This is a genomic window from Pseudomonas resinovorans NBRC 106553 (assembly GCF_000412695.1).
Classification (GTDB): Bacteria; Pseudomonadota; Gammaproteobacteria; order Pseudomonadales; family Pseudomonadaceae; genus Metapseudomonas; species Metapseudomonas resinovorans_A.
In genome coordinates this window covers 2,371,904-2,388,784 of sequence record NC_021499.1, presented here as the reverse complement: position 1 = coordinate 2,388,784, position 16,881 = coordinate 2,371,904, and the positions used below count along the sequence as shown (strand labels likewise).

The window sequence follows — 16,881 nt, the reverse complement described above, 5'->3', positions numbered from 1 at the left end:
GATGCGCTCCTGCCGGGGTTCTGGTCGGCGGCATCGTTGCCGCCTTGGACAGAAGCTTGATCCCGGCCTGTATCAGCCCTATGGCTGGTGGCGCTCAGTTTGTTTCGGCTTTGTATCCGCTGGCCGGGGTGACCAGCCAGGCCTGCAACAGTTGATGCATGCGCTGCTGGTCCAGGGGTTTGGTCAGCAACGCCTTGACCCCCTGCTGCTGCACCTCGCTTTCCAGCAGGGAATCGCTGAAGCCGGTGTACAGCACGATGGGCAGGTCGGCACGGGAGGCCAGCAGGCGCCGCGCCAGTTGCAGGCCGGAAAGGCGCGGCATGCTCTGGTCGAGGATGGCGAAGTCCCAGGCGTAGGGGTCGGCGCAGAGCACCTGGCCGGCCTGCTCGGCATCGCAGAAGATGCGCGGCGTAAGGCCCCAGCCCTCCAGCAGTTCGCCCATGAACTCGGCCACCGTGGCATCGTCGTCCACCACCGCCACCCGCCCCTTGAGGGCCGAACGCAGCGGCGGCCGATCCTGCGCCGCGCTGCATGCGTCTTCCACTGCCGACGCCGGGCTGTGGGCCGGCATCAGGACGCGGAAGGTCGCCCCCTGCCCCGGCTCGCTGACCAGTTGGATGTGCCCGCCGTATTCGTGAACGATGCCGTGCACCATGGACAGCCCCATGCCACTGCCCTGGCCGCTGGCCTTGGTGGAGAAGAACGGCTCGAAGATCTGCACCCGCAACGCCGGGTCGATACCCGGCCCGCTGTCGCTGACGGTGAGGGCGACGAACTCGCCCCGGATGCGCTGCTGACAGGACGCACAGACGCCCTCCTGGGCCTGCCGCTCCAGGCTCACCCGCAACTGGCCGACACTCCCCATGGCGTCGCGGGCATTGATGCAAAGATTCATCAGCACCTGCTCCAGCTGCACCGGATCGGCCAGCACGCGCGGCAGATCATGGCCCAGTTGCACATCCAGCTCCACCGTGGCCGGCAAGGTGGACTCCACCAGGCGGATGAAATCACCCAGCAGCAGGTCCAGCGCCACCACTTGCGGCTTGCCGCGACTTCCACGGCTGAAGGTGAGCATCTGCTGGATCAGGTCGCGGGCCTTTTCCGCCGAGCGCTGCACCCTTGAGAGGTACTTGCCCAGGCGCTCGTCGCCGCCCTGCTCCGCCAGTTCCTGGGCCATCACCGTGTAGCCCAGCATGCTGGTCAGCAGGTTGTTGAAGTCGTGAGCGATGCCCCCGGTCAGGTGGCCGATGGCCTCCATGCGCTGGGCCTGGCGCAATTGCTGCTCCAGTCGGGCGCGCTCCTCCTCCGCCTGGGTCCGCTCGGTGATGTCACGCAGGTAGCAGATGAAGCGCGGCCCTTCGTCGCCGGGTACCTGGGTCAGGGCCAGCTCGGCGGTGAACTCGCGGCCATCGGCGCGTTGCGCCACCACCTCCATGCGTTTGCCGAGGAAGGCGCCGTGGCCGGTCTGCAGGTAATGCTCCAGGGCGTGCTCGTACGCGTCGCGAAAGCGCGGCGGAATGATCAGCTTGAGCAGGGAATGGCCCAGCGCCTCGTCCCGACTGATGCCGAAACACTGCTCCGCCGCCGGGTTGAAGGCCAGCACCCGGCCGGTTTCGTCCATGCTGATGAAACAGTCCAGGGCGGTATTGGTGATGGCCCGGTACTGCAACTCGCTGGCGCGCAGGGCTTGCTCGGCCTCCTTGCGGGCGGTGATCTCGCGGGTGATGCCGAGGATGCGGTCGATGCCGCCAATGGTCACGCGCTTGAGCAGCACTTCATCCCAGTGCAGGCTGCCGTCGCGGTTGCGCCGGTGCCACTCGAAGCGTTGCACCTGGCCAGCGGCGGCGCGCGCCAGGTGGCCGGTCGCCTCCTTGCCGGTATAGGGCGAATAGCCGGCGCTGAAGGCATCCATGTCCAGCTTGAGCATTTCCTCGTAGCTGTAGCCATAGGCGCGGCACGCCTTGGGATTGACGTCCACCAGGGCGCCGCTGTCGATGTCATGGACGAAGATGGCGTCTTCGGAGGTATTGAATATCGCCCGATAACTGGCTTCCGCCTCCAGCCGTTCGATTTCCGCCGCGGCCCGCACGGAGAAGATGCGCAACACCGACTCCACCTTGTCGCGGTCGCTCATGGGGCCGAGCCGGCCGGCGGCGATCAGCCCCAGGGGCCGGCCATCGCTGGCGAACAGCGGGTAGCCGGCGTAGCTGTCGACGCCAAAGGACGCCAGCACGGCGTCGCCCGGATAGCAGCGGCGCAGGTCGCGGGGCACGAAGTGGAAATGACCGCCGAACACGTCGGCGCAGGGCGTACCACTCAGGGCATAGGTGGCGTTCTGTTGCAGACCGCCGTTGTAGTAGAGCGCCAGGGTGGTCAGGCACTCCGGGCCTTCGTCGCTGATGCGGCTGACGAAGGCGAAGTCGGCGTTCAGCGAGCGCACCAGGTAGCGGGCGATGGCCTCGAATACCTCGTTACCGGTGGCCGCCGACACCCCCAGGGCAACGAAGCGCAGGACCTCCTCCAGACCCTTGCGCGAGCTGATGTCGGTGGAGATGCCGCAGATGGCGCTGACCCGGCCCTCGCTGTCGAACAGCGGGAACTTGTTGGACAGGTAGGTACGGAGCACGCCGTTTATGGGCACCTGCTCCTCGAACTCCAGCTCATGGCCGAGCTGGGCCACGCGCACGTCGTTGGCGCGCAGCACGTCGGCCATCGCCGCGGGGAAAAAGTCATGGTCGGTATGCCCCAGCACCCGCTCCGCGCGCACCTTGAACAGGCGCTCGAACGCGCGGTTGACCAGGCACAGGCGACCGTCCAGGTCCTTCACGTAGATCACCGCGCTGCTGCTGTCGACGATCTGCCGCAGGCGATGCTCCTCGGCGCTGATGGCGAAACGACTGCTCAGGGACTGACTCACCTAAAAGCCCTCCGGGGTGGCGGACAGCCTGAGTATAGAGACAGCCCGGCGCCGCCCGGAGGCTCAGGCGGGGATTGAAACAATTGAAACAAACGGGGTGCCGTGGCGGTTCTCGCCTTTCGTAGGCTGGGTCCAGCGCAGCGTTATCCGTCGACACCGAATGATGGGTTTCGCAGGCTCTACCCATCCTACGAGGCGGAGATTTCATCCGAGCTACGGACTCGTAGGATGGGTCGAGCGAAGCGATACCCATCAATGCGGAATGCCGGGGCCGCTCGCACCTCACCCCGGCACGAACATGTAGCCCACGCCGCGCACGGTACGGATGATCTGCGGCTTGTCCGGGTCTGGCTCCAGCTTGCGGCGCAGGCGGGCGATGCGGATGTCGATGGAGCGGTCGAAGGGATTCCAGTCGCGGTGCTGGGTGAGGTTCAGCAGTTGGTCGCGGGACAACGGCCGATTCGGGCGCTGGGCGAAGGCCTGGAGCAGGTCGAACTCCATGGCGGTCAGGGGGATTTCCTCGCCCAGGGCATCGAACAGCTGGCGGCTCTGCAGATCGAGGCGGCAGCGGCCGAGCTGCAGGCAGGGGCTCTCGCTTTCCATGACCGGCTCGGCGGTCGGCGGCGCCGCGCGGCGATAGCGCCGCAACACGGTCTTGAGACGTGCCAGCAGCTCGCGGGGATCGAAGGGCTTGGCCAGGTAGTCATCGGCGCCCACCTCCAGGCCGACAATGCGGTCCAGCGGGGTGCCGGCGCCGGAGACCATGATCACCGGCAGGTCGTGATGCTCGCGCAGAAAGCGCGCCAGGCTGAGGCCATCCTCGCCGGGCAGGCCCACGTCCAGCAGCACCAGGTCGGGCAGTGCCTCGGCCAGCCGCGCTCGCAGCTGGCCGCTATCCGCCACGGCCTGGACCTGGTAGCCCTGGCCGCCGAGGTAATCCAGCAGCAACTCGCGGATCGCCTCGTCGTCGTCCACCACCAGGATGCTGATCTGTTCGGCCATGGGCCCACGCCTCGCGCCACCTTCAGACCCAGCGACTATAGCGCGCCATGGCGACGCGCGCGGGGTCAGCGGACGGTGAAGCTCTGTTCGGCCAGCAGGCGGTCGCCCTGGAACACCATGAAGCGCCACTCGCCCGGCACCACTTCGTAGTGCTCGGTGAACTCGAAGGCCATCACGTCCAAGGGTGCGCCGGCGGCCATCTGCTGCTCCACCACGAACTTGTCGTGGCGCTTGCCGTCTGGCGACACCACGCCGGGGGTGAGGTACAGCAGGGTCAGCGGGGTGTCTTTTTCCTGCTTGCCGGTCAGGGTGTAGCGCATGCCGAACTTGGTGCCCAGTTTGGCCGGGATCACGTCGGTGCGCTGAATGGTCTGGTTGCTGCGGGTCAGCACGCGCTCGCCCGGCTGGTAGTCCTTGTACTGGGATTCGAAGATGCCGTACTCAATCGGCCCGTCCACCCGTACATCGGCCAGGGCCATGCCGGATGCCAGGCCAAAGGCCACGAGTGCTGTCATTCGAAAGGGAATCATGTCGCGCTCCTTGTTTGCGGTGGCGCGAGGCTATGACATGCCCGTGACAGGCATATGACAGGCCGTTGAAGCGCTCAACGGCCCGGTCGATCGGCCTGCACCTGCGCCTGTTCCTTGGCCGAGCGGTGCTTCATTGGCAGCACGGCGAGGAAGTTGTCCCGCGCCACCTTGCGCGCCACCGCCTCGGGCAAGGCGTCGAGGAAGGGGTCGTAGGCGCTGAGGTAATCCCCCAGTCCATCGAAGCGCCCCACCACGTCCGAGCCCAGCATGAAGCGCTCGGGGTAGCGTTCCACCAGCGTCAGCCAGCGGCGGTCGGGCTTGCCGTCGGCGTCCAGCAGGTAGGGCTCGAGCACGCTCCAGGACAGATCGATGTAGAGGTTGGGGTAGCTTCCCAGTAGCCGGTCCAGGGTGGAGAGGAGGAAATCCATCTTCGTCTGGTGGCGGTGGATCTCCATGCTCGAACCGGCGTGGGCCCAGATGAAACGCACATGGGGATGGTTGCGCAGGGGCTCCTCCACCTCCTGCAGGTAGAGCGGGTTGCGCTCGCGCTTGGAGGTGATGTTGGAATGCAGCAGCACCGGCAGGTCGTACTCGGCGGCCAGGTGGTAGATGCGCCCCATGGCCTCGTTGTTAGCCCGCGGCGTGTCGCCGTCGATCAGGGCGGTGAGGTCGTCATGGCGGGTGAACACCTCGCCTATGCCCTGCCAGAGCCCCGGGTCCAGCTCCAGCATGCGGCGAATATGGGCGTCGGCGTTCTTGTCGTTGGGGTTGAAGCCGCTGAGGAAGGGATGGAAACGCTGGCGCTGCGCGTCCGACAACTGCTTCACCGCGGCGGCCACCAGCACGTCGGTGGCGCTGTACCAGTAGGCGGCGGCATCGTCGCCGGCGTAGTAGCGCGGCCGCTTGGGTTCATCCTCGTGCCATTTCTTCGCCACCGGGATGCCGGAGATCATCACATGGTCGATTCGGCCCTTGTCCATCGCCTGCAACAGGCTCTTCATGCCGTCGCTTTCCTGGAAGAAATCCACGTAGTGCAGGTGGGCGTCGCTGTAGTGGTAGTCCCGCGCTTCAACGGGCAGGGTTGCCGCCAGCAGCAGCAGCGCGGCGAGACTGGTCCTCAGTCGATACAAGGCAGTTTCTCCCAGGTGGCTGAACGGAGTTGGACCGCCAGCCTCCCGGCTGCGTTCAACCCGGCTCCCGGCTGCGCGGCGGTGATCCTTTGCGCTAGCCTAGTCGGGACTTCATCCGCGCACCGGCCAGGAGGCCTTCCATGACTATCCGTCTCACCCGTGATTCCGCCAATGCCACCCGCCAGCGCATCGAACTGGACGGCAAGGCGCCGCTGTTCACCGACCTGCCGACGGACCTGGGCGGTGCCGGGGCAGACCCGGAGCCCCATGATTACTTCGACGCGGCCCTGGGCAGCTGCAAGGCCCTGACGGTGACCTACTACGCCCAGAAGAACGGCATTCCGCTGACCGGCGTGGACGTGGAGGTGACCCGCGACGACAGCGAGGAACGCAAGGGACACTATCGCCTGGACGTGAAACTGACCCTGCGCGGCGTCCTCACCGACGAGCAACGCGCCACCCTGCTGCGCATCGCCGACAAGTGCCCCGTGCACAAACTGATGACCCAGGTGGAAGTCAGCATCGAAACCCACCTCGCCGAAGGCAACTTCAGCCAGTGAGCCGCGCAGGAAGTCCGAACATGAACATCCTCACCATCCGCCCGCGCGCCGAAGCGGTCGCCGGACAGCCCATCCTCCGCCCGCTGCCGTCGGCCCAGTGCCGCAGCGTCGGGCCCTTCGTGTTCTTCGACCACATGCTGGAGGCGACCTATGCCCCCGGCACCGGCATGGACGTGCGCCAGCACCCGCATATTGGCCTCTCCACCCTCACCTACCTGTTCGAGGGCGAGTTGCAGCACAAGGACAGCCTGGGTTCGGACCAGGTGGTGAAACCGGGGGATGTCAGCTGGATGACCGCAGGCAAGGGCGTCGCCCATGTGGAGCGCACGCCGGACGCGCTGCTGGCCAGCGGTTCCCGTGCCCACGGCCTGCAGGTATGGCTGGCGCTACCGAGCGCGCTGGAAGACTGCGAACCCAGCTACAGCCACCACCCGGCGAGCAGCCTGCCGGAGCGGGACGCCCTCGGCGTGCGCATCCGCCTCATCGCCGGCAGCGGTTTCTGCCTGGAGTCGCCGGTACCAGTGCTCTCCCCTACCCTCTACGCCGACCTGCAACTGGAGGCAGGCGCCACCCTGAACATCCCCACCGAGCACCCGCAACGCGCCCTCTATGTGCTGGAAGGCGAAGCGCTGCTGGATGACCAGCCCCTGGAGCCGCGCTGCCTGGTGGTGCTGCCGGAGGGTGAGGAGTACGTGCTGTCCGCCTGCAGCGGTTGCCAGCTGGTGATGATCGGCGGCGAGCCGCTGGACGGACAACGACGGATGAACTGGAACTTCGTTTCCAGCCGCCCGGAGCTGATCGACCGGGCCCGCAGCCGCTGGGCGGCCGGGGATTGGCCGGTGGTGCAGGGAGAAACCAGCCGTATCGAGTTGCCACGCTGAGGCAATAGGTAGCCCGGATGAAGTCCGGGCTACGACTCTTCAAGAAGGCTGGTTGAGGATCCGTAGGTTGGGCCAAGCGCAGCGCGGCCCAACGCTGAGGCGAGTGTTGGGCTTCGCGTAGCTCAGCCACAACCTACCGCGTGAGCGGGTAGCCCGGATGCAATCCGGGGAATTCCCGTCGCCGCTTCCGGATTTCATCCGGGCTACGGTCTGTGGGGGCGAATTCATTCGCCAAGGGCGGCGCAGCCGCCCAAACGATCGCCCCCACAAAAACCAAGACTCACGCCGTCAGGCAAAGACCTCGTCCAGCAGCGCATACATGGCGGCGAAGGCCCGTCGCGACACCTTGGCGTCGTACTGCGAGGTGCCCGGAACCTTGGCGTCGGGGTCGGTGAAGGAATGCACCGCTCCGCCGTAGCTCAGCAGCTGCCAGTCGACGCCCGCATCGCCCATTTCCTTGGCGAAGGCCGGCAATTGCTCGCGGGGCACCAGCGGGTCGAGGGCGCCATCGAGCACCAGTACCGCGCCCTGGATGCGCCGCGCGTCGGCGGCATCCGGCGTATCCAGCGAGCCATGGAAGGACACCGCAGCCTTCAGCGGCGCGCCGGCTCGCGCCAGTTCCAGCGCGCAGGTGCCACCGAAGCAGAAGCCGAAGGCCGCCAGTCGCGTGCCGTCGATGGCGGTAACCGACTGGCCACGCAGGGCATCCAGGGCGGCCAGAAGGCGGCGACGCAGCAGCGAGCGGTCCTGTTTCAGCGGCAGCATGGCGGCGCCGGCTTCGGCCGGGCTTGCCGGGCGCAGCGTCGCGCCATAGAGATCGACCAGCAGCACCCGATAGCCACGGCTGGCCACCTGGGCGGCGATCTCCTGGGCGCCCTCGCTGACCCCGAACCAGTTGGGCGCCATCAGCAGGGCTGGGCGCGGCGCCTGGTCGGCGGCGTCGAACAGCAGGCGGCCTTCGAAGGCCAGGCCATCGACGCTGTAGCCAAGGGCCTGGGACTGGATTTGCGTCATGTTTTACCTCGTTCCGGTGAAGACTTCGTCGAACAGGTCGTTCATGGCCTGGTAGGCCCGTGCGGCGACCTTGGGATGGTATTCGTTGCGGCCCGGCACCTTCGCGTCGGGGTCGGTGAAGGAGTGCACCGCGCCGCCATAGCTGACCAGTTGCCAATCGGCCTTGGCCGCGGTCATTTCAGCGGTGAAGGCATCCACCTGGGCCTTGGGCACCGAGGGGTCGTCGGCGCCGTGCAGCACCAGCACCGGCGCGCGGATATTGCGCGCGTCGGCCGGATCGGGGGTGTCCAGGTTGCCATGGAAGGACACGAAGCCCTTCAGCGGCGCTCCGGCTCGCGCCAGCTCCAGCACACTGCCACCACCGAAGCAGAAGCCGATGGCGCCGAGGTTGGCCTGGTCCAGGGCCACCTTGCTGCCCTGGGCCTTGAGCGTCTCCACCCCGGCCTGGGCGCGTTTGCGCATCAGCGGGCGGTCGCCGCGCACCGCCGTGGCGGCGGCCTTGGCTTCGTCGGGATTGCTCGGGCGCACATCCTTGCCATACATGTCGGCGATGAAAATGACGTAGCGCTCGCCGGCGATCACCTTGGCCTGCTCGGCGGCGGCCGGCGTCACGCCCAGCCAGTTGGGCACCATCAGCAGGCCGGGGCGCGGGGTTTTCACGGCATCGTCATAGACCAGGGTGCCCTGGAACGCCTTGCCGTCGATTTCGTAGGGCACCGCCTGGGTGACCATGGCCGCCCAGGTGGGGCCGGCCATGGCGAACAACAGCGAAGACAGCAGCAAGCGGTTCATGAGCGTTCTCCTGAGTCAGGGAAATGACCAAGCTTAGACGCCAGCCCGGAGGTGCGAATTCAATCTCGTTTCGCGTTGCTACGCTGCCCGTTCGGCGGTGCGCAGGGCGCACCCTACGAAAAGAAAAAGGCCCGCTTGCGCGGGCCTTTTCGGGGTCAGGCGGAGAGTTCCACCAGTAGCTTGTTCAGGCGGCGCACATAGGCGGCCGGGTCCTTCAGGCTGTCGCCGGCGGCCAGGGCGGCCTGGTCGAAGAGAATGTGCGAGAGCTCGCCGAAGCGGTTCTCATCCTGCTCGCTGTCCAGCTTCTCGATCAGCGGGTGGGCCGGGTTGATCTCGAAGATCGGCTTGGAGTCCGGCACCTTCTGCCCGCTGGCCTCGAGGATCTGGCGCATCTGCAGGCCGAGGTCCTGTTCGCCGATGGCGAGAATCGCCGGCGAGTCGGTCAGGCGGTGGGACACGCGCACCTCGCTGACCTGCTCATCCAGCACCTTCTTCAGGCGCTCGATCAGCCCTTCCTTGGCCTTGGCCACTTCCTGCTGGGCCTGCTTGTCCTCTTCCGAGTCCAGCTTGCCGAGGTCGAGGTCACCACGGGCGACATCGACGAAGCCCTTGCCGTCGAAGTCGGAGAGGTAGCTCATCAGCCACTCGTCGATGCGGTCGGTGAGCAGCAGCACTTCGATGCCTTTCTTGCGGAAGACTTCCAGGTGCGGGCTGTTCTTCACCTGGGAGTGACTCTCGCCGGTGAGGTAGTAGATCTTGTCCTGGCCTTCCTTCATGCGGCCGATGTAGTCGGCCAGGGACACGCTCTGCTCACCCGATTCGTCGCTGGTAGAGGCGAAGCGCAGCAGGCCGGCGATCTTCTCCTTGTTGGCGAAGTCTTCCGCCGGGCCTTCCTTGAGCACCTGGCCGAAGTTCTTCCAGAAGCCCTTGTATTGCTCCGGTTCGTTCTTCGCCAGCTTCTCCAGCATGTCCAGCACGCGCTTGGTCAGGGCCGACTTCATGGAGTCGATCACCGGGCCCGACTGGAGGATCTCGCGGGAGACGTTCAGCGACAGGTCGTTGGAGTCGACCACGCCCTTGATGAAGCGCAGGTAGAGCGGCAGGAACTGCTCGGCCTGGTCCATGATGAATACGCGCTGCACGTAGAGTTTCAGGCCACGCGGGGCCTCGCGCTGATACAGGTCGAACGGGGCGCGGGCCGGCACGTAGAGCAGCGAGTTGTATTCCAGCTTGCCTTCGACCTTGTTGTGGCTCCAGGACAGCGGGTTCTCGAAGTCGTGGGCGACGTGCTTGTAGAACTCCTGGTACTCCTCGTCCTTCACTTCGGTGCGCGGACGGGTCCAGAGCGCGCTGGCGCGGTTGACGGTTTCCCACTCCGGCTCGGCGGGCGCGTCTTCGCCATGCTGCTCTTTCGGCAGTTCGATGGGCAGGGCGATATGGTCGGAGTACTTCTTGATGACGTTGCGCAGGCGCCAGCCGTCGGCGAATTCCGCTTCGTCGGCCTTCAGGTGCAGGACGATGCGGGTGCCGCGCGATTCCTTCTCGACGGTGGCGAGGTCGAACTCGCCCTCGCCTTTCGACGACCAGTGCACGCCCTCGGCGGCCGGCAGGCCGGCGCGGCGGGTGAAGACGTCGACCTGGTCGGCAACGATGAAGGCGGAATAGAAGCCCACGCCGAACTGGCCGATCAGGTGGGAATCCTTCTTCTGGTCGCCAGAGAGGTTCTTCAGGAAGTCGGCGGTACCGGATTTGGCGATGGTGCCCAGGTGCGAGATCACCTCGTCGCGGCTCATGCCGATGCCGTTGTCTTCGATGGTGACGGTGCGCGCGTCCTTGTCGAAGCTCACGCGGATCTTCAGGTCGCTGCCGCCTTCGAGCAGCGCCGGCGTCGCCAGGGCTTCGAAGCGCAGCTTGTCGACGGCGTCGGAGGCGTTGGAAATCAGTTCGCGGAGGAAGATTTCCTTGTTCGAGTAAAGGGAATGGATCATCAGGTGAAGCAGCTGCTTCACCTCGGTCTGGAAGCCCAGGGTTTCTTTTTGAGTTTCCACACTCATGGTCTTCTAACTCCACGTGGATGACAGAGGCCGCGTAATGCGGCGGATGTCATCCAGATGGGGCCATCGACAGGGATTTCAAGTGCTTAGCGAAACTCGGCGTTTCTTTCCGGCGTACCGCGTGCCTACGGCTCCAGCAGCTCGATGCGTTCGATCTCATCCACCGCCAGGCTGTAGCTGGCGGCGCCGGCTCCACCCAGGTTGCGACGGATGAGGATGCGGCCCTCGCGATCCAGCCCGGCGAAACGCCCTTCGGCGGTGCTGCCGCGCTGGGTGTAAACGCGCATGCCGAGTTCCTGGTACTGGTTGGGGTTGTTCAGCAGGCGCTGCAGGGAAAAGCGCAGACGGCGGTCCGCCGGGCGCACGCTCTCGACCACCGCCAGCGCCTCGCTGGCGGGCTCCGCCGCCTGGACCTCGGCCACCGGCTCGGCCAGGGGCGGGAAGCTGTCACGGCGCACGCGCCAGCCCCGCTCGTCGCTCTTGAACAATTGCAGGGGCAACCGCTGGAGCTGGCCATCGACCCGGGCCTCCACCGCCACTTCCAGCTCCCGCGCCGGCAGGCTGACGCCCGGCAGGGGCGCCAGTTCCACGTTGCGCGTGGCGAAGCGTCGCTGCAGGTAGTCGCGGATCACATAGGCCAGGGTGTCGCGGGAATCGTAGTGGGTATCCACCCGCCCTTCGCGGTAGCGCAGCCGGTCGGTGAAGACCTCCAGGTGACCGCTCAGGGTAGTGGCGAACTTCGGCGGCAGGACCAGGTGGAAGTCGCCCGCCAGGCGGTTCGGCGCCACCGGCTGGAGGTTGAGGTGCAGGGTGTAGCCACGGGGAATGCGCCTGGCCTCGGGCAGTTCCTGTTCCGGTAGCAGCCAGCTGATCTCGATTTCCGGCTGCGGGCCGGCGTCCTCGGGCAGTACGTCCAGGCTCAGGGCGCCTTGCGGTTGCGCACCGAGACGGATGCTCAGCTCGCGGCGGGCATAGAAATCCTGGCCTTCGCGAAGGCTGAGGATGCCGTCCACCAGTTCCGCCTGCAGCGGTACGAAGTCCTGGCCGTTGAGTTCGCCATTGAGGCGGATGTCCAGTTCGGAACCCGCCTGCCGCTCATCGTCCAGCCAGCGCAGGCTGAGGATCGCCTGAAGGCGATCGGGGTCCTGGGCGGCGAGCATGGTCAGCCCCACCACCAGTGGGATGAAGCCCATGGCGCCCAGTACCACGGCCTTGCGTGCGCGGCGCCAGTGATAGAGCACATAGGCCAGGGTGACCGGTGGCAGCAGGCTGCCGAAGCCCCAGAGCAGGCTGGTGCCGAAGGCGAGCATCACCAGCCAGACCAGGCCGGCGACTATCAGCAGCAGGCCGCCAAGTATCAGTAACGCAACCATCGAGTTTTCCTAATGGGCGACCGGACGCGCCTGGCGCCGCGCCTCAGGGTTCGTCGACCTTGAAGTGGGCGCGCGCGGTGGCGATGGGTTCGGTCTGGGTGGTCTGCCAGGCGGTGATGGCGACGTTGGCGACACGGCGGCCTTGTCGCCAGACCTGGCACTGGACGTAGGTGTCACGATAGTGCCCGGCGCGCAGGTAATCTATCGAGAAGTCGATGATTTTGGGCATATGTGGCGTGCCCATGAACATCAGCAGGTGAAGCATGGCCGCATGCTCCATGAATCCCGCGATCACCCCGCCATGAATGGCCGGCAGCGTCGGGTTGCCGATGTTGTCCTTGTTCGCCGGCAGGCGGAACACCATGTCGTCGCCCAGGCGCAGGCACTCCATGCCGATCAGCTTGGCGTAGGGGATCAGGCATACCAGCGAGTCGTAGTCGTTCTTCGCGTGGGCTTCGCGCACCAGGGCATTCAGATCGAGGCTCATGCCGCGCCTCCCTGCTTCAGCTGGCCGGGCTTGCCCATGCGCATGAAGGTGCCCACTACATGGGCGATGGGCTGGGCCGGATCGTCCTGGTAGGCATAACCACGGGTGAAGATGATGTTGGGCGTCACCCGGTAGCACTCGGCGAAACCGAAGACATCCTTGTGGGGCTCGGCCGGGTGCATGTAGTCGATGCGCAGGTCCAGGGTCGGGCAGATCTCGAATTCCGGCAGCACGCAGACGGTGGAAATGCCGCAGGTGGTGTCCATCAGGGTGGTGATGGCGCCGCCGTGGATCACCCCGGTTTCCGGATTGCCGATGATCTGGGTGCTGTAGGGCAGGCGCAGGGTGAGGCCCTGTGGGCTGGCGTCGTGCACGCTGAGGCCGAGCACCTGGCAGTGGCGCAGCGCCGAAAGAAAGCGCTGCGCCCGTTCGATAAGGGGATTGTCCGTCATGACTGCAACCTTGGCGGAAGAGGGGCAAAGAGGCGAATCATACCCTGCCGGAGCCCGCTTGGATGTCGACGACTGCATGGCTCAGGCTTTTTGCAATATTCGCGGAACTTAGAAACAGGTCACAAACTCCAACTGCTATCGACGAACAAAGCCACAATGGAGGCTCAATGATGAAAAAGACCCTGTCTCTCGCCCTGCTCCTGGCAGCCAGCCTTGGTCTCGCCGCCTGCGACAAGAAGGAAGAGGCTGCGGCACCGGCTGCACCGGCCACCGAATCCCAGCCGAGCGCCCCGGCCCCCACGCCGACCCCGGCCCCTGAAGCCGCACCGGCTCCGACCGAGCCCGCCCCGGCCGCTCCGGACACCGCTCCGACCGAGGAGAAGAGCCAGTAAGCTCCCGGCAGTAATACGCACAAGGCCCGCATTGCGCGGGCCTTGTCGTTTCCGGGTCTAGGCCCGTGGCCTATAGCGCCGGGCTGAGCATCAGCAGGAGGCAGCAGACCAGGCCGATGACCCACACCAGGCTGCGCAGGCTGGCCTTGTCGTTCCAGTAGAGGAACAGATAGAGCACCCGCGACACGATGAAGATGATCGCCAGGGTCTCGACGAACCAGCCCTGGGTCTGGGTGGCATGGGCCATGAGTACGCCGGCGGCGAACAGCGGGAAGGCCTCGATGCTGTTCTGGTGGGCCGCCAGGGCTCGCGCGCCGAAGCCGGTCAGCCGCGCCTGCTGGGCCCGCGGGTGACGGTTGTCGTACCCCTTGCCCTCCTGGCTCATGGCCTTGGCCACCGGGATCTTGGCCACGAAGATCAGCAGCGCGGCGATGAACAGGCACCAGAACGGAATACTCATTCGACTTTCTCCTTGGGCGCTTCCAGCGCCTGGGTCGGGGTATAGACCATCACATCCAGCACATCGGAATGGAACTCGCGGCGGTAGAGCACCAGCACCACACCGGTGGCGGTGATCATGAAGAACCAGGGGTTGATGAACCAGGCCAGCATCGATAGACCGAAATAGTAGCTGCGCAGACCGAAGTTGAACTGGTTGGCGGCTAGCGAAACCACCCGCGCGGCGCGCTCGGCGAAGGCTTTGCGCTCCTGCTCGCTGATGTGCTTCTCGCCGATCATGGGTGCCGACCCCACCAGCACGGCCGCGAAGTTGTACTGGCGCATGCACCAGCTGAAGGTGAAGAAGGCATAGACGAAGACCACCGCCAGGCCCAGCAGCTTCAGTTCGGAAATGCCGGTGCTGGCGGGCTGCACGAACGGCAGGTCGGCCAGCACCGACACCGCGCGATCGGTGGAGCCGAGCACGGTGAGGATACCGGCGAGGATGATCAGGGTGCTGGAGGCGAAGAACGAGGCGTTGCGCTCCAGGTTGCCGATCACGCTGGCGTCGGCGATGCGGTTGTCGCGCAGCAGCAGGCGGCGCATCCAGTCCTCGCGATACAGGTGCAGGACCGAGGCCAGGCAGGCGGTGTCCCTGGCCTTCCAGGTGGCGTAGCGGGTGTACCCCACCCAGCAGGTGATGAACCAGATGATGGCCAGCAGGTGGGGCCAGTTGCGCAGAATGATCGACATGCCAATTCCTTGTAAGAACGCGGCGGATTATAGCGTTGCGTATGTATGTCCCTGTAGAGCGCGAGTGAAATCCCTGGGGCCCCTTAGAGGGCTCAGATGACGCTCCGGACAATTTTATATGGGCGCACTTGCCTGGCTCTGAGCCAGCGGACGCCGCCCTCTCCCCCCGCCCCTCTCCCGGAGGGAGAGGGGTGACGCACGCCGGCAGGCGCGAAACAGTCCTGATGCCTATGCCGGTCTGAAACGAAGCAGAGTGGATGACGCCGCGCAAACTGCCCCTTCAGGAGGCCGAGTGGAATCCATGTGGAGGGAGACGAGCGGCATGGATGCCGCGAGAGCCGCGCAGGGCCATGGATGGCCCTTCGCGGCGGGCTCCCGGAGCAAGGATGGAACGAGGGAAGTTTGGCGAAGCCAAACCCGGATGTCGGGGCAAGCCTTTTGCTTCCTTTGGGGCGACTGCCAAAGGGAGTCGCCCGGGAGGGCGAAACAGAACCCCATCACCCACTCGGCAATGAGCGAAAACCAACAAAAAAGGCCGCCCGAAGGCGGCCTTTCTGATCCATTGCGGCAGAATCAGGCGGCAACTTCCGCCGCCTTGCCCAGCACGTAGTCGCAGATGCTGGCCACGGCCAGGGTGGCGACGGCCGGCAGCAGCCAGGCCAGGCCCTGCTCGGACAGCGGCAGGTGGCTCAGCCACTGCGGCATCCAGCCGGCGAGGCCGGCGCCCTTGAGCGCGTCCACCAGGCCGAACAGCAGCGACACCAGCATCACCGGCGCCACCACTCGGCCCGGGGAATACCACAGCCCCCAGCAGAAACTCAGGGCCACCAGCACGATGCACGGCGGGTAGATGGCGGTGAGCACCGGTATGGACACCTGGATCAGCTTGGTCAGGCCGAGGTTCGACACCACCAGGCTGAAGCCGGCGAGGATCATCACCAGGCTGCGGTAGGACAGCGGCAGCAGGCGGCTGAAGTACTCGGCGCAGGCGCAGGTCAGGCCGACGGCGGTGACCAGGCAGGCCAGGGAGATCAGCAACGCGAGGAAGATGCTGCCCAGGTTGCCGAAGGTGTGTTGCACATAGGCATGCAGCACCGCGGCGCCGTTGGTGGCGTCGCCGGCGATGTCATGGCTGTTGGCGCCCAGGCGGAACAGGCTGATGTAAACCAGCGCCAGGCCGACACCGGCGATCAGCCCGGCGATGATGGCATAGCGGGTGATCAGGCGCGGCGACTCGACGCCCCGAGAGCGGATGGCGTTGACGATGACGATGCCGAACACCAGCGCGCCCAGGGTATCCATGGTCAGGTAGCCATTGATGAAGCCCTGGGAGAACGGCGCGGCCTGGTAGGCCGGGGTGGCGTCGCCGATTTCGCCCAGCGGCAGCATGAAGGCGGCGATGCCGAGGATCGCCAGGGCGACTATCTTCATCGGCGCCAGCACGCGGCCGACGGTGTCCAGCAGGCGCCCCGGGTAGAGCGAGACCGCCATAACCACCAGGAAGTACACCAGGCTGTAGGCGAACAGCGCGATCGGCGTGTCGCCGGTCAGCGGTGCCAGGCCCACTTCGAAGGACACGGTGGCGGTACGCGGGGTCGCGAACAGCGGGCCCACCGACAGGTAGCAGACCGCCGCGAGCAGTACGCCGGCCTTCTTGCCGATGGGGCTGCTGAGCGAATCCATGGCGCCGCCGACCTTGGCCAGGGCGATCACGGTGACGACCGGCAGGCCGACCGCGGTGATCAGGAAGCCCAGGGCCGCCATCCAGACATGGGGACCGGACTGCAGGCCGACGATGGGCGGGAAGATGATGTTGCCAGCCCCGACGAACAGGGCGAAGGTCATAAAGCCAAGCGCCAGGACATCCTGGCCTTTCAAGGATTTCATTGGGGAATTACCACATCGCTGAAACAGGGTTTGCCGAAGGGGTTTCCCGATTGGTTCGGGGGAAACGTCATCCATCCGTTTGGGATAGACCGCTGATGCCCGGCCCCTGCCCTTGTGGAGCGCGCCGTGCGGGATAGTTGCAAGCCTACCGATTTTACTGCGGGAATCAGCTGACGTGGGTCAGGTTGTCCTTGTAACAACCATTTCTGTCGCCTCTCC

Annotated in this window: 16 protein-coding genes; 3 read left to right on the top strand and 13 right to left on the bottom strand. The window is 65.9% G+C overall.

Annotated features, from left to right (window positions below; all coding sequences use genetic code 11):
- Positions 1–94 precede the first annotated feature (94 nt).
- The 4 genes from PCA10_RS10835 to PCA10_RS10820 all read right to left on the bottom strand — a co-directional run bounded on the left by PCA10_RS10835 (position 95) and on the right by PCA10_RS10820 (position 5,579).
- On the bottom strand, positions 95–2,917 hold the full coding sequence (locus tag PCA10_RS10835; RefSeq protein ID WP_016492118.1) for a PAS domain-containing hybrid sensor histidine kinase/response regulator: 2,823 nt from the start codon (positions 2,915–2,917) through the stop codon (positions 95–97).
- Between the two features lie 282 nt (positions 2,918–3,199).
- Positions 3,200–3,919 carry a response regulator gene (locus PCA10_RS10830; protein WP_016492117.1) on the bottom strand — a complete coding sequence of 240 codons (720 nt, stop codon included), beginning with the start codon at positions 3,917–3,919 and terminating at the stop codon, positions 3,200–3,202.
- A gap of 65 nt (positions 3,920–3,984) precedes the next feature.
- Positions 3,985–4,449, bottom strand: a complete 465-nt coding sequence (locus PCA10_RS10825; RefSeq protein WP_016492116.1) for a DUF3859 domain-containing protein — start codon at positions 4,447–4,449, stop codon at positions 3,985–3,987.
- A gap of 74 nt (positions 4,450–4,523) precedes the next feature.
- Positions 4,524–5,579, bottom strand: coding sequence for an amidohydrolase family protein (locus PCA10_RS10820; protein ID WP_016492115.1), 1,056 nt, complete (start codon positions 5,577–5,579; stop codon positions 4,524–4,526).
- 140 nt (positions 5,580–5,719) lie between these two features.
- Here PCA10_RS10820 and PCA10_RS10815 point away from each other — a divergent pair, with 140 nt between their 5' ends.
- Entirely contained in the window at positions 5,720–6,139 is a 420-nt protein-coding gene (locus tag PCA10_RS10815) for an OsmC family protein (RefSeq protein ID WP_016492114.1), read from the top strand.
- A gap of 20 nt (positions 6,140–6,159) precedes the next feature.
- Positions 6,160–7,020, top strand: coding sequence for a pirin family protein (locus PCA10_RS10810; RefSeq protein WP_016492113.1), 861 nt, complete (start codon positions 6,160–6,162; stop codon positions 7,018–7,020).
- Positions 7,021–7,308: 288 nt separating this feature from the next.
- On the opposite strand, the gene PCA10_RS10805 is transcribed toward PCA10_RS10810, so the two are convergent.
- The 6 genes from PCA10_RS10805 to PCA10_RS10780 all read right to left on the bottom strand — a co-directional run bounded on the left by PCA10_RS10805 (position 7,309) and on the right by PCA10_RS10780 (position 13,192).
- Complete coding sequence (locus PCA10_RS10805; protein ID WP_016492112.1) at positions 7,309–8,034, bottom strand: dienelactone hydrolase family protein; 726 nt, start codon at positions 8,032–8,034, stop codon at positions 7,309–7,311.
- A gap of 3 nt (positions 8,035–8,037) precedes the next feature.
- Positions 8,038–8,826 carry a dienelactone hydrolase family protein gene (locus PCA10_RS10800; RefSeq protein ID WP_016492111.1) on the bottom strand — a complete coding sequence of 263 codons (789 nt, stop codon included), beginning with the start codon at positions 8,824–8,826 and terminating at the stop codon, positions 8,038–8,040.
- A 155-nt stretch (positions 8,827–8,981) separates the two neighbouring features.
- A complete protein-coding gene (htpG, locus tag PCA10_RS10795) occupies positions 8,982–10,880 on the bottom strand; it encodes a molecular chaperone HtpG (protein ID WP_016492110.1) in 1,899 nt (632 codons plus the stop codon).
- 125 nt (positions 10,881–11,005) lie between these two features.
- Positions 11,006–12,253, bottom strand: coding sequence for a hypothetical protein (locus tag PCA10_RS10790; RefSeq protein ID WP_016492109.1), 1,248 nt, complete (start codon positions 12,251–12,253; stop codon positions 11,006–11,008).
- Positions 12,254–12,296: 43 nt separating this feature from the next.
- Positions 12,297–12,740: a PaaI family thioesterase gene (locus tag PCA10_RS10785; protein WP_016492108.1), complete on the bottom strand. Its 444-nt coding sequence runs from the start codon at positions 12,738–12,740 to the stop codon at positions 12,297–12,299.
- Positions 12,737–13,192, bottom strand: a complete 456-nt coding sequence (locus PCA10_RS10780; protein WP_016492107.1) for a PaaI family thioesterase — start codon at positions 13,190–13,192, stop codon at positions 12,737–12,739. Before PCA10_RS10780 ends, PCA10_RS10785 begins: the two co-directional genes overlap by 4 nt.
- Before the next feature lie 170 nt (positions 13,193–13,362).
- Between PCA10_RS10780 and PCA10_RS10775 the strand changes: the two genes are divergently transcribed.
- Positions 13,363–13,584, top strand: a complete 222-nt coding sequence (locus tag PCA10_RS10775) for a hypothetical protein (protein ID WP_016492106.1) — start codon at positions 13,363–13,365, stop codon at positions 13,582–13,584.
- Positions 13,585–13,654: 70 nt separating this feature from the next.
- Here PCA10_RS10775 and PCA10_RS10770 read toward each other — a convergent pair whose 3' ends face one another.
- From PCA10_RS10770 to brnQ, 3 genes are all read right to left on the bottom strand, one after another.
- On the bottom strand, positions 13,655–14,044 hold the full coding sequence (locus PCA10_RS10770; protein WP_016492105.1) for an MAPEG family protein: 390 nt from the start codon (positions 14,042–14,044) through the stop codon (positions 13,655–13,657).
- A complete protein-coding gene (locus PCA10_RS10765) occupies positions 14,041–14,775 on the bottom strand; it encodes a DUF599 domain-containing protein (protein ID WP_016492104.1) in 735 nt (244 codons plus the stop codon). Before PCA10_RS10765 ends, PCA10_RS10770 begins: the two co-directional genes overlap by 4 nt.
- Positions 14,776–15,348: 573 nt before the next feature.
- On the bottom strand, positions 15,349–16,662 hold the full coding sequence (brnQ, locus tag PCA10_RS10760) for a branched-chain amino acid transport system II carrier protein (RefSeq protein WP_041770209.1): 1,314 nt from the start codon (positions 16,660–16,662) through the stop codon (positions 15,349–15,351).
- Positions 16,663–16,881: the final 219 nt, after the last annotated feature.